Origin of the sequence: Microcoleus sp. B13-B6 (assembly GCF_036705405.1) — a bacterium.
In the GTDB taxonomy this organism is placed as follows: Bacteria; Cyanobacteriota; Cyanobacteriia; order Cyanobacteriales; family Microcoleaceae; genus Microcoleus.
This window is the reverse complement of the sequence record NZ_JAUBUJ010000062.1, coordinates 20,274-38,371: the sequence shown is the minus strand read 5'-3', so window position 1 is coordinate 38,371 and position 18,098 is coordinate 20,274. Positions and strand designations below refer to the sequence as shown.

Here is an 18,098-nt window from a genome sequence, read left to right as displayed (position 1 = left end):
TCCCGTTGGTTTCTGCTGTTTGTTACCAGTTGCGTCCGTTTCTTCCGAAACAATTGTGTTGTCAAAGCGTAGGGGCGGTGCCCCCGTGCCCGCCCCGGCCTCGTCTCCCGTTGGTTTCTGCTGTTTGTTACCAGTTGCGTCCGTTTCTTCCGAAACAATTGTGTTGTCAAAGCGTAGGGGCGATGCCCCCGTGCCCGCCCCGGCCTCGTCTCCCGTTGGTTTCTGCTGTTGCAGTTGGGGAGTGAGATTGTGGGAGAAGCTGCGGGCGATTTCATCGCATCTGTCGTTGTAGAAGTCGCCGGAGTGGCCGCGGACGTGTTCCCACTTGATTTGTCGGGAATTCAGCTTGTCTAGCAGGTGCCAGAGGTCTTGGTTGACAACATCTTTGCCGGTTGAGGTTTTCCAGCCTTTATTTTTCCAGCCTTGAATCCATTTAGTGATGCCGTTTTTAACGTATTCGCTGTCGGTGTAAACGGTGACGGGTTCGGTTTGACCGGAATTGGCAAAAAATTCCAGCGCAGCGACGGCAGCTTGCATTTCCATGCGGTTGTTAGTGGTTTGGGGGTCTGCACCTCCGAGTTCGTGACATTTGCCGTCGGCGAAACAAACTACTGCACCCCAGCCGCCTGGGCCTGGGTTGCCGGAACAAGCGCCGTCTGTGTAGAGGCTTTTGATTTTGGGAGTTGTCATGAGCGAATTAATGTGTAATTTAGAGGTAAGTTGTTTGCAAGTGCGATAATTAAGGCAATTGAGATAGTTTTACTTGTTGCTATGAAAAATGCCAACTTAAAGATTAAAAAGGTTGCGCTATTTATTTGTCCGTTTTCTTTGTTAATTTTTAATACTTTCGCGCAAGCACAGCCGCTAGTGCCTGCTGCTGACGGTACGGGTACTGTTGTCACCCCCAGCGGCAACCGCTATGATATCAACGGCGGCAGTTTGTCGGGAGACGGCGCGAATCTTTTTCACAGTTTTGGGCAGTTTGGCTTGAATCAAGGTCAAATTGCTAATTTTCTGACTAATTCGGCTATTCAAAATATATTAGCTCGAATTGCTGGCGGGGACGCTTCGCTAATTAACGGTTTAATTACTGTCACGGGCGGCAATTCTAATCTTTTTCTCATTAATCCTGCGGGGATTGTGTTTGGCCCGAACGCGAGTTTGAATGTGCCGGCGGCTTTCACTGCAACTACTGCTACTGGTGTCGGTTTTGGTTCAAATTGGTTTAATGCTGCGGGTACAAATAATTTTAGCGCGTTGGTGGGTACGCCAAATGCTTTTTATTTTAGTCCGGGTGTACCGGGAAGTATTGTTAATGCTGGCAATTTAGCGGTGACTCCGGGGCAAAATTTGGCTTTGCTTGGCGGTACGGTTGTTAGTACCGGGCAGTTGTCGGCTGCGGGCGGGCAAATTACTGTTGCTGCTGTTGGGGGAGATAATGTTCTCCGCATTAGTCAACCGGGGCATTTGTTGAGTTTGGAAATAGCAACGGGCGGAAATTTGGGTAATTCTCAACAGACTTTGAATCCTGTTTCTTTGCCGCAGTTGCTGACAGGTACTGGGCAAAATCAGGCGGCGGGTGTTGCGGTTGCTGATGACGGTTCTGTGCGGCTTGTGGGTTCTGGTTTGCAGGTGAATTCTGGGGATGTGGCGATTTCTGCTAATGTGTCTGGGCTTCCGCAGTTGAGTGCGGGAGGTGCGAATTTATGGGCTGCGGAAAATCTGACGTTAGCGGGCGCTAGGCTGCAAACTACGGGGGATTTGAGTTTGCTGGGTGGGGATGCGGTGCGGGTCAGGGACAGCGCCCAGAATCCTTTTTTGGCGCAGGCTGGGGGGAATTTATACATTCAGGCCGATCGCACTATTGATATTCTCACTCAAAATGCGATCGGCGGCTTATCTCTTCCCCCGCAATTCCAAAGCGGCGGCAATTTGAGTTTGGTTAGCAACGGCGTTATTTCGGGGGATGCCCACTTTGTTTCTGGTGGCAATTTTTCGATTCGCAATTTGTCGGGAATGCCAGGAAATTTTGTCAGTTTATTTGACCCGATTATCAGTTCGGAAGGAGATGTTTTCTTTGGAGATTATACCGGAGTTTCGCTGAAAGTCGAGGCGAAGGGGAGCATTGTTGCCGAGGATATTACAATTACCGGCCCCGATATTGCATTGGGTAGGGAAAATGTGAGTGGCGATCCAGATATTGCTATTTTAACCAGCAGTCCGGCTTTAATTCTGCGGGCGGGAGTGCAAAATTTGGCAAATTCTCCTAATGTTCCTAATTCTCCTACGGATACTCCGGGTGATAATGAACAACCTAATCCTTTAGGTGACGATGCAATATTTACTCCTGCGTCTATTTTATCGAATAATTTGATTTCTGTTGAAAATATTTCGGCCGGCGGGCCGGTGATTTTGTCAGCGCCGGGAACTATCGCAACTAGAGATATTAATGGCGGTCAAATTAATCTCGAAAGCAGGGAAGGGGCAGTGGTAGTTGGGGGCAGATTAACGTCTAGTTCGACAATTAATATTCAAGCTAATGACAATATTATATTGACAAGTGACATTTCTCGTGCTGAGATCAACGGCAGTATTAGTCTGAATACTGTTCGAGGCAATATAGTAACAGGGTCGATCGATACTGGGACTTCCGGGGCGATCGAACTCAGAGCTTTTGGCAATGTGAATTTTGGGACTTTGCAGGGATCTAATGTTGATATTACCAGTAACTCCGGGGCCTTGGGAGTTTTGAGCGATCCGAATATTATAGTCCCCAATACTACACCAGTCAATATTACAGCAACTGAGAATATCAATTTGACAGCTTTTAGGGACTTAACGGTAGGCAATCTAACCGCTGCGACTGTCAATGCTAGCAGCAGCAATGGGAGTGTTAATACGGGGGCGATCGCTACTACCGGAGATGTCAGAATTTTAGCCCAACAGCTAATCAACACAGGGGCAATAACTGTTAATCCTGCCACCACAAATCCAGTTAATCGGATTCCCACAGTAAATCTGGATGCCCAAACTAATATTAATGTTGTCTCGATCGACGCTGGCACTGGCACTATTGCTTTGAGAGCATCCAGCGACTTACAGGCAGGGAGTTTGCAAGGGGGAGTAGTTGCAGTCAATAGCGATGGGGGAACAATTGCGATCGGCAATACTACATCACTTGGGAATATTAATGTCATAGCTTCTGGCAATGTAAGTTCAGGGAATTTGCTGGGAACAAGAGTTAATGTAAATAGCAATTCGGGAAGTATTGAGATTGGAAGTGCCACAGCAACAGAAAATACCGTCAATTTGACAGGTTCTGGCAATGTAAATTCAGGAGATTTGCGGGGAGTTGGAGTTAATGTAACTAGCAATTCTGGAAGTATTAATATTATTGGCAATACGGACGCCACAACAGGAAATGTCAATTTGACAGGTTCTGGCAATGTAAATTCAGGAGATTTGCAGGGAGTTGGAGTTAATGTAACTAGCAATTCGGGAAGTATTAATATTATTGGCAATACGGACGCCGCAACAGGAAATGTCAATTTGACAGCGCCGCTCGATGTAAATTCAAGGGATTTGCGGGGAGTTGCAGTTGATGTAACTAGCAGCAGGGGAACTGTCAACACTGGCAATATAAGTGCTGCCGAAAGTGTCGGAATTTTAGCGGGGAACGAAATCGCAATTGGGCGAATAAATGTTAATCCTGTTGTTAGTGTCGATCGCACTTCTAGAGTAAATCTTAACGCTCAAAATGAGATCAGTGTTGCATCCATAAATGCTCCGGGCGGTAATGTTGAGATCGCAACTCCGGGTTTAGTTCGAGTGAGGGGTACTTTTGACCAAAACGGCACTCCTGTTAGCGTCTCGACTCTTGGCGACACTCAACCCGGTACAGTTACGATCCGCCACGGCGGCGGCGATGTCAATCCGCCGATACCTTTTGCGGTGGGAGATGCGACGACTAACGGTACTGCTGGGGCGATCGCCAGTAATGCTGTGGGTACGATTACTCAAGGGCAATCTTTCATAAATTCTTACACTCAAGGTAATAGTGCGATCGTCACTACCAACCAACCAACTAATCCCGACAATCCCATAAATCCCCTCAATCCCGACAATCCCATAAATCCCCTCAATCCCGACAATCCCATAAATCCCCTCAATCCCGACAACCCCATAAATCCCCTCAATCCCGACAATCCCATAAATCCCCTCAATCCCAATAACCCCAATTCGCCCCCAATATCACCAAGGGATAGATTTCCATTAGATCGAGGGCGATTGCTTTTCCCCGATCGCAACCAACCCTTTACCCCCCAACAGCGGCAGAACCAAAACAGAATATTGCGAGATATAGGAAAACCCGGAGACAGAATGCCACCCGAAAGAATGCAATCTCCCAGAGGAATGAGAAATTTCATCGGTTCAAATCCCAGAGAACCCGTTTTTCAGTCACCATTTCGGGGCGACATCGGCAGGAACTTGGAGGCAGGCAACATATCGGCAGCTTTGCCTCTGCTGGACAAATCTTTCAGCCAAGAATTCGGGGAATATTTAGGCATCAACATCAGCAACGAGTTGGTATCCCCAGAGGAAATTCAAAAAAAGTTAGCATCGGTGGGCGCACAAACCGGCACGAAACCCAGCTTAATTTATCTGTTCTCGCAACCCGAAGAATTAAATTTAATGCTGATCACTTCTTGCGGTGAAGTGGTTCACAAAAGTGTGCCGTCAGCGAACCGGCAAGAACTTCTGAAAGTTGTAAATGAGTTCAGGGGTGAGATTACCAAACCGGGGGTGCGGGCTACTACGAGTTATCTACCATCTTCGCAACAGCTTTATAAGTGGATGATTGCGCCTTTAGAGGACAGTTTGAAAAAGTGCGAAACGGATACTATTTCCTTTGTTGTCGATCGAGGTTTGAGAGGTATGCCCTTTGCTGCTTTGCACGACGGACAGCAATTTTTGGTGGAAAAGTACAGTCTCAGCCTCATGCCCAGCATGAATTTAACAGATACTCGCTACGTCGATCTCAGAAATTCTCAAGTTTTAGCAATGGGTGCCTCAGAATTTTCAGAGTTGAATCCTTTGCCTGCAGTTCCTGCTGAAATAGCGGCTATTTCCCGAGAGTGGCCGGGAGTTAGTTTTCTGAATGAGGATTTCACTTTGGAGAATTTGAAGCGACAGCATCAAAGCCGACCTTTTGGGGTTATTCACTTAGCTACTCACGGCGAATTTCGACCTGGAGCACCAAATAATTCTTTTATTCAGTTGTGGAATAGTCGGCTGCGACTGGATGAATTGCGGGATTTGAGATTGAATGATCCGCAGGTGAATATGTTAGTTTTAAGTGCTTGTCGGACTGCGGTGGGAGATGCACAGGCGGAGTTGGGTTTCGGGGGTTTGGCGTTGCAAGCCGGGGTGCAAACGGCTTTGGGGAGTTTGTGGTACGTGAGTGATGAAGGTACTTTGGGATTAATGAGTGAGTTTTACCAGCAGTTGAAGACGGCGCGAATTAAGGGGGCGGCGCTGCGACAAGCGCAAATTGCGATGTTGCGGGGGGATGTGCGTTTGGAGGGTGGCCGATTGCGGGGTTTGAGTCGGGGTGAGGGGGTGGAGTTGCCGGCTGCGCTGCAAGGGTTTGCGGATTTAAAGTTGTCGCATCCTTATTATTGGTCGGCTTTTGTGATGATTGGGAGTCCTTGGTGATTGGTGATTAGTGATTAGTGATTAGTGATTTGTTAGGCGTTGCATAATTGCGAGATGATTTTGATTGTTTTGTGGGATGGGCCGTTGAGCTCGTCCAGTGCGTTTTCACAGCGGACGGGGCACCCCACAAGAATCATCCTCAAATTGTGCAACGCTCTCATTGCAAGTGATTAACGCCTAACGGCATCAAAGGTTATTTCAGGATGCTCAGAAACAATTGGTCAAGACTCAGGAGTGGTGATCAACGCCTAACGGCATCAAAGGTTATTTCAGACAGCATATTCAGTACACGCAACGTGACCGTGAAACCGTGATCAACGCCTAACGGCATCAAAGGTTATTTCAGCCAAGGTTTTTGTCCTTCTTCACCCCAAGTTTCAACGTGATCAACGCCTAACGGCATCAAAGGTTATTTCAGAACCGCCAGCTTGCTCCAATGGCTGACCGCCGAATGTGATCAACGCCTAACGGCATCAAAGGTTATTTCAGAATAAAAGCATTGACAACGCTTGTTGTTGCATCGACGTGATCAACGCCTAACGGCATCAAAGGTTATTTCAGTTCTGCCGCCGCCTGTCGCCACCATATCCCAATGTGATCAACGCCTAACGGCATCAAAGGTTATTTCAGAGTCTATCAGTTGAGGTTTCGAGCCAGTGGCTTTCCGTGATCAACGCCTAACGGCATCAAAGGTTATTTCAGAGTGGTCTTAAATGGCAACATCTACAATTCTCTCGTGATCAACGCCTAACGGCATCAAAGGTTATTTCAGGAGTACCGGGCCGACTTAAGTTTTGGCACTGAGTGGTGATCAACGCCTAACGGCATCAAAGGTTATTTCAGTTCAGCGTTCAGCCATTTCGTTTTTCTGCTAAGTTCGTGATCAACGCCTAACGGCATCAAAGGTTATTTCAGTGGATCAAAGGGTCTGATTTTGAACAAGCTCAAGAGTGATCAACGCCTAACAGCATCAAAGGTTATTTCAGACCATTATATTCTGGAAATTGGTCAAACCACGATACGTGATCAACGCCTAACGGCATCAAAGGTTATTTCAGACGCTCCGGGCGATCGATTAACTTGGTCACGATACGTGATCAACGCCTAACGGCATCAAAGGTTATTTCAGGTTGTTGGCAATCTCGCTAACCCCAAAAGTGTCAAGTGATCAACGCCTAACGGCATCAAAGGTTATTTCAGGTCGTAAAACGCCGAACTAGCAACAAATTAACAAGTGATCAACGCCTAACGGCATCAAAGGTTATTTCAGACTCGTCCTCCCTTGCCTCCGTCCCGTCGTTTGAGTGATCAACGCCTAACGGCATCAAAGGTTATTTCAGTTGCGCTTGTCGTGCGGCAGACGATCGGAGTAACCCGTGATCAACGCCTAACGGCATCAAAGGTTATTTCAGCCTTGGTTTCGCTTAACTCTTCTTCTTTCTCTGTCCAGTGATCAACGCCTAACGGCATCAAAGGTTATTTCAGCGTCACTCCAGCCGAAAACCCACGAAAACTTTTGTGATCAACGCCTAACGGCATCAAAGGTTATTTCAGAAAAGGTAATGGAGATTGGATGGAGCGAGCGCCGTGATCAACGCCTAACGGCATCAAAGGTTATTTCAGGGCTTCGATGCTTGTTGGCATCAGATGTGATCTGTTGTGATCAACGCCTAACGGCATCAAAGGTTATTTCAGACTACTGTTGAGTCATGATCCAATTTGTTATTCCTGTGATCAACGCCTAACGGCATCAAAGGTTATTTCAGGCTTATTTAGTGGGGTTTGGTTTGGGTTCTATTCGTGATCAACGCCTAACGGCATCAAAGGTTATTTCAGTGGCTTGAATTTCTCTGTCTGAATCGGCGATTCGTTCGTGATCAACGCCTAACGGCATCAAAGGTTATTTCAGCCTTAGCCGTTTTGTGGATACGACATGGTATTGGGTGATCAACGCCTAACGGCATCAAAGGTTATTTCAGGTCTAGTGCGGGCGGAACGAACTCAAAAATGTTTGAGGTGATCAACGCCTAACGGCATCAAAGGTTATTTCAGTCTTGCAATTCCTCAAAGCTCAACAACCAGCCTAACGTGATCAACGCCTAACGGCATCAAAGGTTATTTCAGGCTCGCTTATTGGCTACTCACTTGTGTCGATTGGCGTGATCAACGCCTAACGGCATCAAAGGTTATTTCAGATCTCAAGATCGAAACCTTGGGTGCGAACAACTGATGTTTGTGATCAACGCCTAACGGCATCAAAGGTTATTTCAGCATCCATGCGGAAAGCTACCAGCGACCCGCTAAATAAGTGATCAACGCCTAACGGTATCAAAGGTTATTTCAGACCAACTGGCGCGGTACATCAAACTCTGCAAACTGTGATCAACGCCTAACGGCATCAAAGGTTATTTCAGTCCCTAGTAGTCGGTTGGCTGTGCATGATTACGTGATCAACGCCTAACGGCATCAAAGGTTATTTCAGATGCAAAACCCCCGACAACAGCGCACAGACAGAAGGTGATCAACGCCTAACGGCATCAAAGGTTATTTCAGATCGCAGCCTGTTTCTGCTCTTGATTTCCTCCTGTGGTGATCAACGCCTAACGGCATCAAAGGTTATTTCAGGCCTTTTCCATACAGGGTGATCGGGTACGGGGAGTGATCAACGCCTAACGGCATCAAAGGTTATTTCAGTTTTTCGATAAGGCTTCTTGCCGAATACTGGTTCTACGTGATCAACGCCTAACGGCATCAAAGGTTATTTCAGTAGGAGTTGAACCCGAAAGTGTCCGATTGGTGGTGTGATCAACGCCTAACGGCATCAAAGGTTATTTCAGGATGTGGGAGTCTAGGCGATCGAGCTCCTCTAAATGTGATCAACGCCTAACGGCATCAAAGGTTATTTCAGGCGGGATTGAATTACACCCCAAACCCGTCGCCACCCCGTGATCAACGCCTAACGGCATCAAAGGTTATTTCAGTAAATCCCGTGAGCGCCAGCAACTCAATATAATTTGGTGATCAACGCCTAACGGCATCAAAGGTTATTTCAGAATTTACAGGTAGAGGCAAAATCTCACAATTGAAGTGATCAACGCCTAACGGCATCAAAGGTTATTTCAGAGCAACTCTATTCGCCACAGCCTCTTCCCCAGGACGGTGATCAACGCCTAACGGCATCAAAGGTTATTTCAGAAATTTCGTGAGGTCGCAGTCCGTAAGCGGCAAGGTGATCAACGCCTAACGGCATCAAAGGTTATTTCAGAGTTGGCAAGCTGGCAACTATCCTGCACTGTATTGTGATCAACGCCTAACGGCATCAAAGGTTATTTCAGAAGCCATTATCTTGGATATTGCAGAAGTGTGTCAGTGATCAACGCCTAACGGCATCAAAGGTTATTTCAGGAGCCACCTCTAACCGGATACGACTTGAAGAATACTGTGATCAACGCCTAACGGCATCAAAGGTTATTTCAGGAATTAGCCCGCACACTCGCGCAGTCAATTGACTCGTGATCAACGCCTAACGGCATCAAAGGTTATTTCAGACCGATCGCCCAACCCCTTAAAGAATAAACCCTCCAAACCATTTTTGCAAGCACCTTGCCCGACTAAATCCTTAAAACCTCCTTCCACCATCAAAGCAGTTAGCAGTTCGATCGCAGTGATCAACGCCTAACGGCATCAAAGGTTATTAGTAGGCCGATCGCCTAACCCCTTCCACAATAGACCCTCCCAGCCATTTTTGCAAGCACCTTGCCACACTAAATCCATTACTCAGGCCCGATCGCACTCCAGCAATCAACCCCAGCTAACACATCCGCCAGCAAAAAATCGCCAGCATCAGCCAAAACATAGCGCTGCCACCTAGTCTTTTTAGAACCCGCATGATCCACCCAGCAAGGCAAAGCCAAATACCCATTTCGATCTAAAATCAACCACTGACAAATATCAGCTTCAAACTCCTCACGCCACAGCAAAACAGAATTAATTAAATCCCGACTTTCCCCCAGCGAAACCCCACCAAATCTACTCACCGACTCCGGGCGCAAAATCGCCTCCCGCAATCTTTCCAACAGCTTGGGATTGCCAACATCCCCGCCAAAATCCACCCAAATTCCCAAATCAATACCAGTCAGCAACACCTGAAAATCCGGCCGCGCATTGCCCGCCGCAAACTCCTCCTTCGCAACTTTCACCCGCCGAACAGTCCGCAGCAAAGTAGAACTTTTGGGAGCAGACAAAAGGGCGATCGCAATCTTACAGCCACAGTGAGAATAGCGGTTAATTTCCCCCACCATTGACAGCAGCATTCCGTACACCGTAGCCGGCGGCGGCACCGGATAACTTTCCGCATATTCCCGCGCATAAGACTGCCGCCAGCAAGCAATTGGCACTTCAATTCGCAACCCGATCATGCAGCCTCCCGATCGATATCCGACAAAATCACAGACTGCAAATCCCTCACCGCCGGCTTAATTCCCCGAAAAACTTTCACACCCAATTGCTCCAATTCTTCCACCTCCGGCTCCACAGAAATTGCCCCGCCAATCCACACCTCATTCGGGTCAATATCTCCAGCCTCAATGCGGCGCACCAAATCCGATATTGAAATCTCCCCTTTGCGATTTTCCTCAAAGCAGTAAAGAATCCGGGGAGCAAAATCGTGAGTCCACCTGAGCACGATACTTTCAGGAGAAAAATCGTAAAGAAACCGAGCGTGATTTCCCGCAACACCTCCGAGAGAAGCCAAAGCATCCAAAACAGAAATCACCCGACTCGCAACCTTCAAACGGTGCGGAGTCATCGCAAAACCGTACTGATAGCGAGTAGCGTGAGCCTCCGTTTGATGAATAGATTTCCGGTCTTTTTTGCCGCTAGTCGAGCCAAAAAACAAATCGCCAGTATCCGCAGTCAAAGAAATCGCGCGAGTCACTTCTAGCACCCCCCTGCGAGCAATGCTTTCCCCTTTTTTCAGTTTAGCTTTAGCCTTGCCGCCTTTAGCAGTTGGTTTGGTGTCGCTCGACTCTGGAACCCCATCATTATTGATATCTTCCGTTGCCGCTTTCGCATCCATGTAACCCAAAACATCATCATCAATGTAGATTTCAGGATCGAAAACACCCTCTTGAACGCGATAATTTTCATTTTTATCATCATCCCATTTGCGGTTGACATCTTCTCCTAGAAACTGCCACTGATAGCGAATTGCCCACCGAATAGCCTCAGCAGATACAGTAGTCCGCAGCGAATTTTTCCATGCTAAGCGCTGCAAAGTTGTGACGTTACCTTGGTTTTCACCCCGGTTGTTAGCAGCGATCCCGTAATTGGTCAAAATGTTGCCAAACAAATGATAAGTCATGGTATTTCCTCAGTTACAGATATAGTGTGTGCGTAATACCAATTTTTTATGAGGTTGCATAGAATCCGATCCCCCCTAAAGAGGGCGGGCACGGGGGCACCGCCCCTACAAGGGGGGGACAAGATTCTTCTCAAAGTCAACCCCTACTCCCCTTATTAAGGGGGATTTAGGGGGATCGAGATATGTGCAACTTCACATTAAATTGGTATAAGTCCTGCCTAACGTAAATTGCGAAGGGATGATGGCAAAGGCACGCTTTCACCATCATCATCATCTTCGTCATCTTCTTCTTCCTCATCCCCATCATCCTCATCTAAATCAACATCAGAATCTTCAGCCTCCACCCGATTGCTGCTTGGCAATTCAGGCGGGGATTCAGCAGATTTCCTGCGTTTGTAACTGACGAGGGAAAGCAAGACTAAATTTCTTGCCATTTCCCAATCATCTAATACTAAATTCCACAATTCTGCTTGATATTCTTGCTGCACTCGCGAAAAGCCAGCTTTCGACCAAAATTCTGTGATGAAAAAACAGAATGCTGAAAAGTTTTTGCAGCGAATCATTTTCGATCGCACTTTTTCACGCTCATCTGATATCCGCTTTTCACCTAAATTTTTGCCGTGTTCTTGGCTAGCATTTTGGCGCTTTGCTTCAGCATTTCCTTGCTTAAAAGAACCAGCGTAAATTCCTCTCAAAGCATCGTGACAAGCCTCAACAAACCGCCCGTGGGATGCTTCTTTCCACTCCGCATATTCTACCATATCTCGAAAACCTTTACTTTCATAACACAGTCGATCGAACAATTCTTTGCTAGTTATTTTCGCCGCCAATTCTCCGTACCAAGGAAGGTGTTTAATCAAAGCATCAGCGATTAAACCTTTAGCCAAGCTGGGGACAATGGCACTACCCGAATCTCCGTAAACTACATACTTATCCTTGAAAGCATTTTGCGTTTTCTGATAAGCAGCACAGATTTTTGCATCCGCAGTTACGGAATACTTGTCCGTCGGAGATTTTTGCTTTTGATTCCACGGCGTTTTCCCAAAAATCACAGCGCGACAGCGACTAACTTTGTAAGTTTTCGCAATCTCTACTGCGGATTCGTAAGTCACTAAAAAACGCAGCGCTGCATCTCCAATCCCGGAAGCATGAAAATTTTTGTACGCTTGATGGCGTTTGGCGTAACTCATTCTAGTTTCAGCAAACTGTTTGAGATTCAAGATTTCAGGAATTATCAAAGCCGCCGATGCTTTTTCTCCTTTTGCGAAGGATCGAATTTTGAAATAACAGCAAACTACGGGCGCGTAAAGCAACACTAAAGCATCTAAAGCGTTTTGTTCGATGCTAGTTTTGCCTGCGAAAGCAGTGTGTTTGACTGTAGCGCCTGGATTCAGCCAGCCCGCTACTGCCAAGGGTTTCTCTAGCAGGAAACCCGCGCGATCGCACAAATTTTTAGCAAACTTTTGATGGCTGTATTCAGTTAGCGACTTGTAACTTACTACTAGCGGCAACTCGCCCTCATCAATCTCAAAAGATTGAGATTTTATGCCGTCGCTTTTAGAAAGTATCCCTTGCTGCAAAAAAGTATTCAACAATCCTTGATGCAGCGCCACTCTCGACTCCGGCAAGAGATTTTCTGAATCGATTCCCCGGAATCCAATCAATCCGTCATTCAGCAAAAACGACTGTTGAATCAACCATTCGAGCGCCTCTAAATGACTCCCTTGAATATTCAGCGCTACTTCATATTCGCCAAGTTCCCATTTCAGATTATCATAACTAATCCCCTCCCGATTAAATTGCTTTAAAGTCATCCACAAACCAGCCAAACCCGCCGCGTGCATATCCGTATAATGCGGGCTGTGCAAGTTAAGAACAATTTCAACATTTGTACTGTTCACAAGCTCCCGTTACCTCACTGTAAATCACGGCATCTTTGGGGGCGATCGGATAAATTTTTTGAAATTTATCCCTCCAGTTTTTTAGCTCAGAAATAGGACGGGGAAGCCGCACCGGAACCGCCCATTTTTGTGCTTCCTCAGCCAAAGCCTTATTTTTGGTGATGCCTTTTTTCGCCCTTTTTTCCTCTGCAATTTTCTCGATATTTTGCCTATCTTCTGCTAAAATGACATTAATGGTATTCCCAGGCTCTCGCAAAGACTCGCGACTGGTACACCACAAGCCGTCAAGCCATGCAGAGTCATATTCGGCGATCGGTTCGCCGGTGATTTTGAGAGCCGCTTTCATTAAATCAGTCTGCGAAATTTCCCCCAATTCCGCAAGTTCTCGAACGAATTCTTGACCAGCTTTTACCTGTTCTCCCGTATAAGGATAAGGAGTGTTAGTCGGATAAAATATAGCTTGGCAAATTCGTCCCGATGCTAGTACCAAATTGCCAGTAGCATCAAACTCAACTTGCCTGTTAAGCCGCCCCAGCCGCTGAATCAGCGCCGCAAAAATGGCAAATGGCGTTATCAGCAAATCGGCACTCAAATCGAGGGACATTTCGCAGATTTGATTGGTAACAGCCAGCACACCTTTAGTTTGCTGCGAAAAAGCTGACATGACTTGAGAATGGCGATCGACCCGATCTTTGTACCGATATCGAGCGTGGTAAACTAAAGACAAAAAATCTAAATTCGGGTACTTAACTAACTCATTCACAGCAAAATTGTAAGTGTCAACGCAACTTTTTACAGAATTGTTGACCCACAAAACCTTTTGATTTGCTGCTAAAGCAGCCGCGACATCCACCATGACATCAGTGGAACTTTCAACTACTTGAAATTGATAGCGCGGCAAATTTTCCAAATCTTTCGGGCCTTCAATCTCGGTCATCTCTTCGCCCAACTCCGCCACGGTAGCGTAGATTTTTGCCAATTGTTCCTGAGTGAAACTAGCGCTCATCAGCAAAATCGGCGCGCCTTTAAACGTCTGGATAAATCTCAGCAAAGCGCTAAACAATTTGTCATCGTAAGCGTGAACTTCATCAAAAACAAAAGCACCTTGGGCGATCGCAATCCACGCATAAATCGGCTTGCGGTTGTTCTGCATCAATCCCAAAACTGAATCTACCGTGCCGACGATAAGTTTGGCAATCCAAGCTTTGAAACTTTGCAGTCTCGACTCATTTTCAACGTGGTCATCATTTTCATTAATCAAAGCTTGGTAAACCTCTAAATCGATGTTCGATCGAGAGTGCATTAAAGCTGTTTCCGCATCAGTCAAAGTGCCGTAATCCAAAAAGCCCTGAGTAGCCGTCCCCGTAGTAGGATAAAGTACAAACAGCTTTCTATTAATTGCCCAATTTAATCCCCACAAATAAGCAGCAATTGTTTTACCAGTTCCGCAACCAGCTTTAACTAAAGTAATTCTAGTTTTGGTCGCAGCAACAGACTTTTGAAAACCCCGCCGCTGCTTTTTCTTGAGCCGGGAATCGATAACCTGCTGTAAATCTTCCCGGCTCAATACTTGCTCCAAAACTTGCCTCAACCATTGCCGCTGATTTGCGATTTCCGGCACCGCAGAACCTGCGATATCCGCTGCAATGACAGTCGCTTTCACTGCGGCAATGAACCGCTGGCGATCGCTATTTCGCCCCACAGTTTTTGCCATTGCTTCGCATTCGTTGGTTACTGCCTCAACAGCATATTTTAGTTCCTCCTGCGTCCAATTTGATTTTTTGACATTGGGCAGTTTTGGCGACAATTTTAACTGGCTGCCCGTCCCAATTTTGAGCAGCGCCCTAAAATCATCTCGGACGGGTTTTGAATCTGGTTTAGAAGAAATTTTGTGCTGGCAAAATACAAAAAGCGGGGCATTGCCGCAGCCCTTAGTTTTGACAAATTCCTTGGTTGGATCGACTTTGAGATGGTGTCCGATCGCCCCCCAAACAGCCACCAACAAATCGACATCTTTGCAACTTTCCAGCCACTGCCTAAATTCGGGAACTCGCAGCACCAAAATGCCGCTCAAAATTTCGTGACGGATTATTTGTTGGACTTGATTTCTCTCGTTAGTTGGCAATTCTGATTTAATCGTTTGTAACCAGTCAGGATGCTTTTGGTAATGCACTGACTCGGTTGCCATCAATCCCAAAAAGTGCTGGTTAGCTTTCCCCCAATCGTGAATGTAGCATCCCATCAAAGTTGTTTTCAACAGCAATTTCGCCCATTCATCGCCCAAACCTAATTGACGCAAGATAATCGGCAGCAATCGGTTGAGAATGATTTCAGCAGAACAGTACACCGCAGCAGTATGTCCGGGCAAAAAGTGAGCTGACTGAATTTCTTTAGGCAGCCTTGAAAAATCCTTGGGCAAAGACTTAGCGAAAAGTCGGGGAAAATTCACTTTCATTTAGCCTCCCAGTGAGGCACAAAAAAACCACCTCCCATGTGTCCTTTGCCCCCAATACCGTTATGCTGCACCAACAAAGAATCTTCATCAGTAAGCCCGGATATTTTCACCGAATAACCTACTTTTTTATCGCCCTTAACTTTGATAGTTTTTCTGGCGATTTCGCCGTATTGATTGAGGGGAATTTCAGCATTGCCCGATCGCACTCCCAGCGCTTTTAGTTGCCGATTCACCGCCGCTAAAAAATAATCCTGCTGTTCGTAGCCAGAAATCACCACAACCCGAGCAAACAAGTCAGCAGCAGGCTTTAACGGCAATATTGTCGGCACTCCCAGCACGACTTGGTGGATGCCCACAGACAATTGCTGGCCACCGAGTTTAAAGAAATGGTGCGCGTTTTCTGCTGCCACCCTGATCCGCATTCGCGACGATCGCCCGATCTCGCGCTTGAGAGTAATTTTCCCCTGTCTGTCTGGATATCCCGCCACCGTCAGCAGCCGAATTGTGCGATCGGCCCGCAACATCGGCACTACTTCGCAAATAGCTGCGAACAGTCCGTAACCGTGGTCTGCTGGGAGCTCTAAGCCATTTACTCTGAAAGAAATGTCGGTCGCACTTACTACTTGGAGTGCAGACATTTGGTTTTTGAGAGAGGTAGTATTCACTAGCCTGCTCGGGAATAATTTAGTTAATCGCCTGACGGCATCAAAGGTTTTGGGGAGTTGAAAGCAATGGCTGTTCGCGTCCCGGCATTAATCGCGTAGGTTTTACTACTCGGAGGGCAGAATGATCAACGCCCCGTCTATTTTTCTAGGTATAGCACTTACCGCAACTTTTGTCAAGTGTAATGTAAATAAATCTGTAGGAGCGGCTTTCACCAAAAATATTTCCGGTTGCGATAAAGACCGGAAAACCCGTCCCCACCCAACGGTAAATTCAAACAGACATCTCCAACAATTGGGGTTAAAATCAATCGGTCAAAAGAGCTTGCCGCTGAGCCTCCAACAATTCCTGAATCCCTATTTCTGCCACATCCAAAATTTGATTTAACTGACTCCTGCTGAAACTTCCTTCTTCCGCAGTTCCCTGAATTTCGATGATATTCAAATCTCCATTCATTACCACATTACAATCAATTTCAGCCGCCACATCTTCAAGATAATTCAAATCTAAAAATGGCTCGCCTTCCAAAAGTCCGACAGACACGGCCGCCACTTGGCGAATAATGGGCGATCGCACCAAATCACCTTTTTGCACCAACTTATTCAAAGCATCAGCCACAGCCACAAACCCGCCAGTAATTGAAGTCGTGCGAGTCCCAGCGTCCGCTTGCAAAACATCCGCATCCACAAGTATGGTGCGTTCCCCCAATAGCTGCATATCCAAGCACGATCGCAAACTGCGCCCAATCAACCGCTGAATCTCTTGAGTCCGTCCCGATAATTTCATAAATTCCCGCTCTTGTCGCTGCGGTGTAGATCCCGGCAACATTCGGTATTCCGCTGTTAGCCAACCTTGTCCAGTATTCTCCAGAAATCTCGGCACTCCCGGCTTGATTGTCACGCTGCAAAGTACCTGAGTATCGCCACTTTTCGCCAGTACGGAACCGCTAGCAAATTTGGTAAACTGTCGATCGAAACTAATCGGACGAATTTGATTTGGTTGTCTGCCATCGGCACGTTTTGTGGACATAAGTTATTGGTTATTGGTTATTGGTTATTGGTTATTGGTTATTGGTTATTTGTAACACTCAACAAATAACGGCTACTGCCAACTGGCAACTGACCCTTCGACTACGCTCAGGGAACGCAACTGACTACTGCCAACTGACTATTAACTATTAACTATTAACAACTTTAAGAATATCTTGCTGGACTTGTTCTGGGGATTGGTCGCCATCCACAGTTAACAGTTTGTTGCGGTATTCGTAATATTCTAAAAGAGGAATAGTGCGTTCGTGGAACAAATCGAGCCGACGCTGTAAAATTTCAGGGTGGTCATCCGATCGATCGCGCTCGATCGACCTACTCAGCAAAACCTCGATCGGCACTTTCAACAAAATCGCCCAATCTAGCTGCTGAGCCAAATCGTCCAACAAAAAATCCAACTCCTCAGCTTGAAAAGCCGTTCGCGGATAGCCCTCCAACACCCAGCCATTAAAGACATCCCACAGCAGCAGCCGGCGGCGAAAGAATTCAATCATAGTTGCGTCGGGAACTAACTCCCCTCTTTCGACATAAGACACCGCCAGCTTGCCTAAATCTGTGTCTTCTGCGATCGCCTCCCGTAGAATGTCCCCCACAGCCAGCAAAGGAAGGTTCAAATTGCTGCACAGTAGTTCAGCCTGAGTTCCCTTTCCCGCTCCTGGCCCTCCCAGAATCACCACTCTCAAAGTCCCTGCTCCTAGTGCCGCGACATTCAAATTTTACGCGATGTCTGTACCTTTTCTTAAAAGCCCTGGACGCAGCCAGACTCTCATCACCGTGGTTTTTCACCCTATAACTGTATAAATGTCAAGCTCCACGCCGTATTTTACTAAAAAACCCCGTTTCTGCCTAAGTGCTAATTGAGTTCAAAAATCGCACAAACGACTGCGAATGCCACTGCAGCGAGCTTTTGACAACTTGTATATATAGTGTTCGATCGGATGTGCACTCGGCCCCGT

General features: G+C 46.8%; 9 protein-coding genes and 1 CRISPR repeat array. Of the genes, 1 reads left to right on the top strand and 8 read right to left on the bottom strand.

The annotated features are described in order from the left end of the window. On the bottom strand, window positions 1–690 hold a 690-nt coding region (gene rnhA / locus QUB35_RS24205), incomplete at its 3' end, for a ribonuclease HI (RefSeq protein ID WP_333144227.1). Between the two features lie 81 nt (window positions 691–771). Between rnhA and QUB35_RS24200 the strand changes: the two genes are divergently transcribed. Then, complete coding sequence (locus QUB35_RS24200; RefSeq protein ID WP_333144226.1) at window positions 772–5,715, top strand: CHAT domain-containing protein; 4,944 nt, start codon at window positions 772–774, stop codon at window positions 5,713–5,715. Between the two features lie 166 nt (window positions 5,716–5,881). Next, window positions 5,882–9,263: direct repeats of the CRISPR family, unit length 36 nt; unit sequence GTGATCAACGCCTAACGGCATCAAAGGTTATTTCAG. A 225-nt stretch (window positions 9,264–9,488) separates the two neighbouring features. Here QUB35_RS24200 and cas5 read toward each other — a convergent pair. The 7 genes from cas5 to QUB35_RS24165 all read right to left on the bottom strand — a co-directional run bounded on the left by cas5 (window position 9,489) and on the right by QUB35_RS24165 (window position 17,825). Continuing rightward, the gene (cas5, locus tag QUB35_RS24195; protein ID WP_333144225.1) at window positions 9,489–10,133 is read right to left on the bottom strand and encodes a type I-MYXAN CRISPR-associated protein Cas5/Cmx5/DevS; all 645 of its coding nucleotides are present in this window, start codon (window positions 10,131–10,133) and stop codon (window positions 9,489–9,491) included. After that, on the bottom strand, window positions 10,130–11,077 hold the full coding sequence (locus QUB35_RS24190) for a DevR family CRISPR-associated autoregulator (protein ID WP_333144224.1): 948 nt from the start codon (window positions 11,075–11,077) through the stop codon (window positions 10,130–10,132). Before QUB35_RS24190 ends, cas5 begins: the two co-directional genes overlap by 4 nt. 218 nt (window positions 11,078–11,295) lie before the next feature. Further along, on the bottom strand, window positions 11,296–12,978 hold the full coding sequence (gene cas8a1, locus QUB35_RS24185; protein ID WP_333144223.1) for a type I-MYXAN CRISPR-associated Cas8a1/Cmx1: 1,683 nt from the start codon (window positions 12,976–12,978) through the stop codon (window positions 11,296–11,298). Further along, a complete protein-coding gene (cas3, locus tag QUB35_RS24180; RefSeq protein WP_333144222.1) occupies window positions 12,959–15,427 on the bottom strand; it encodes a CRISPR-associated helicase Cas3' in 2,469 nt (822 codons plus the stop codon). Before cas3 ends, cas8a1 begins: the two co-directional genes overlap by 20 nt. 2 nt (window positions 15,428–15,429) lie before the next feature. Then, window positions 15,430–16,098 carry a type I-MYXAN CRISPR-associated protein Cas6/Cmx6 gene (gene cas6, locus QUB35_RS24175; protein WP_333144221.1) on the bottom strand — a complete coding sequence of 223 codons (669 nt, stop codon included), beginning with the start codon at window positions 16,096–16,098 and terminating at the stop codon, window positions 15,430–15,432. A gap of 304 nt (window positions 16,099–16,402) precedes the next feature. Next, window positions 16,403–17,125 (bottom strand): ribonuclease PH, encoded by a 723-nt coding sequence (gene rph / locus QUB35_RS24170; RefSeq protein ID WP_333144220.1) that lies wholly within the window; start codon window positions 17,123–17,125, stop codon window positions 16,403–16,405. Window positions 17,126–17,273: 148 nt separating this feature from the next. Beyond that, window positions 17,274–17,825, bottom strand: coding sequence for a nucleoside monophosphate kinase (locus tag QUB35_RS24165; RefSeq protein WP_333144237.1), 552 nt, complete (start codon window positions 17,823–17,825; stop codon window positions 17,274–17,276). Window positions 17,826–18,098 lie beyond the last annotated feature (273 nt).

What these genes read in the sequence shown, in the direction of transcription:
- cas5 (WP_333144225.1), bottom strand. Translation starts at nt 10,133, where the DNA reads ATGATCGGGTTGCGAATTGAAGTGCCAATTGCTTGCTGGCGGCAGTCT.
- QUB35_RS24200 (WP_333144226.1), top strand. Translation starts at nt 772, where the DNA reads ATGAAAAATGCCAACTTAAAGATTAAAAAGGTTGCGCTATTTATTTGT.
- rph (WP_333144220.1), bottom strand. Translation starts at nt 17,125, where the DNA reads ATGTCCACAAAACGTGCCGATGGCAGACAACCAAATCAAATTCGTCCG.
- QUB35_RS24190 (WP_333144224.1), bottom strand. Translation starts at nt 11,077, where the DNA reads ATGACTTATCATTTGTTTGGCAACATTTTGACCAATTACGGGATCGCT.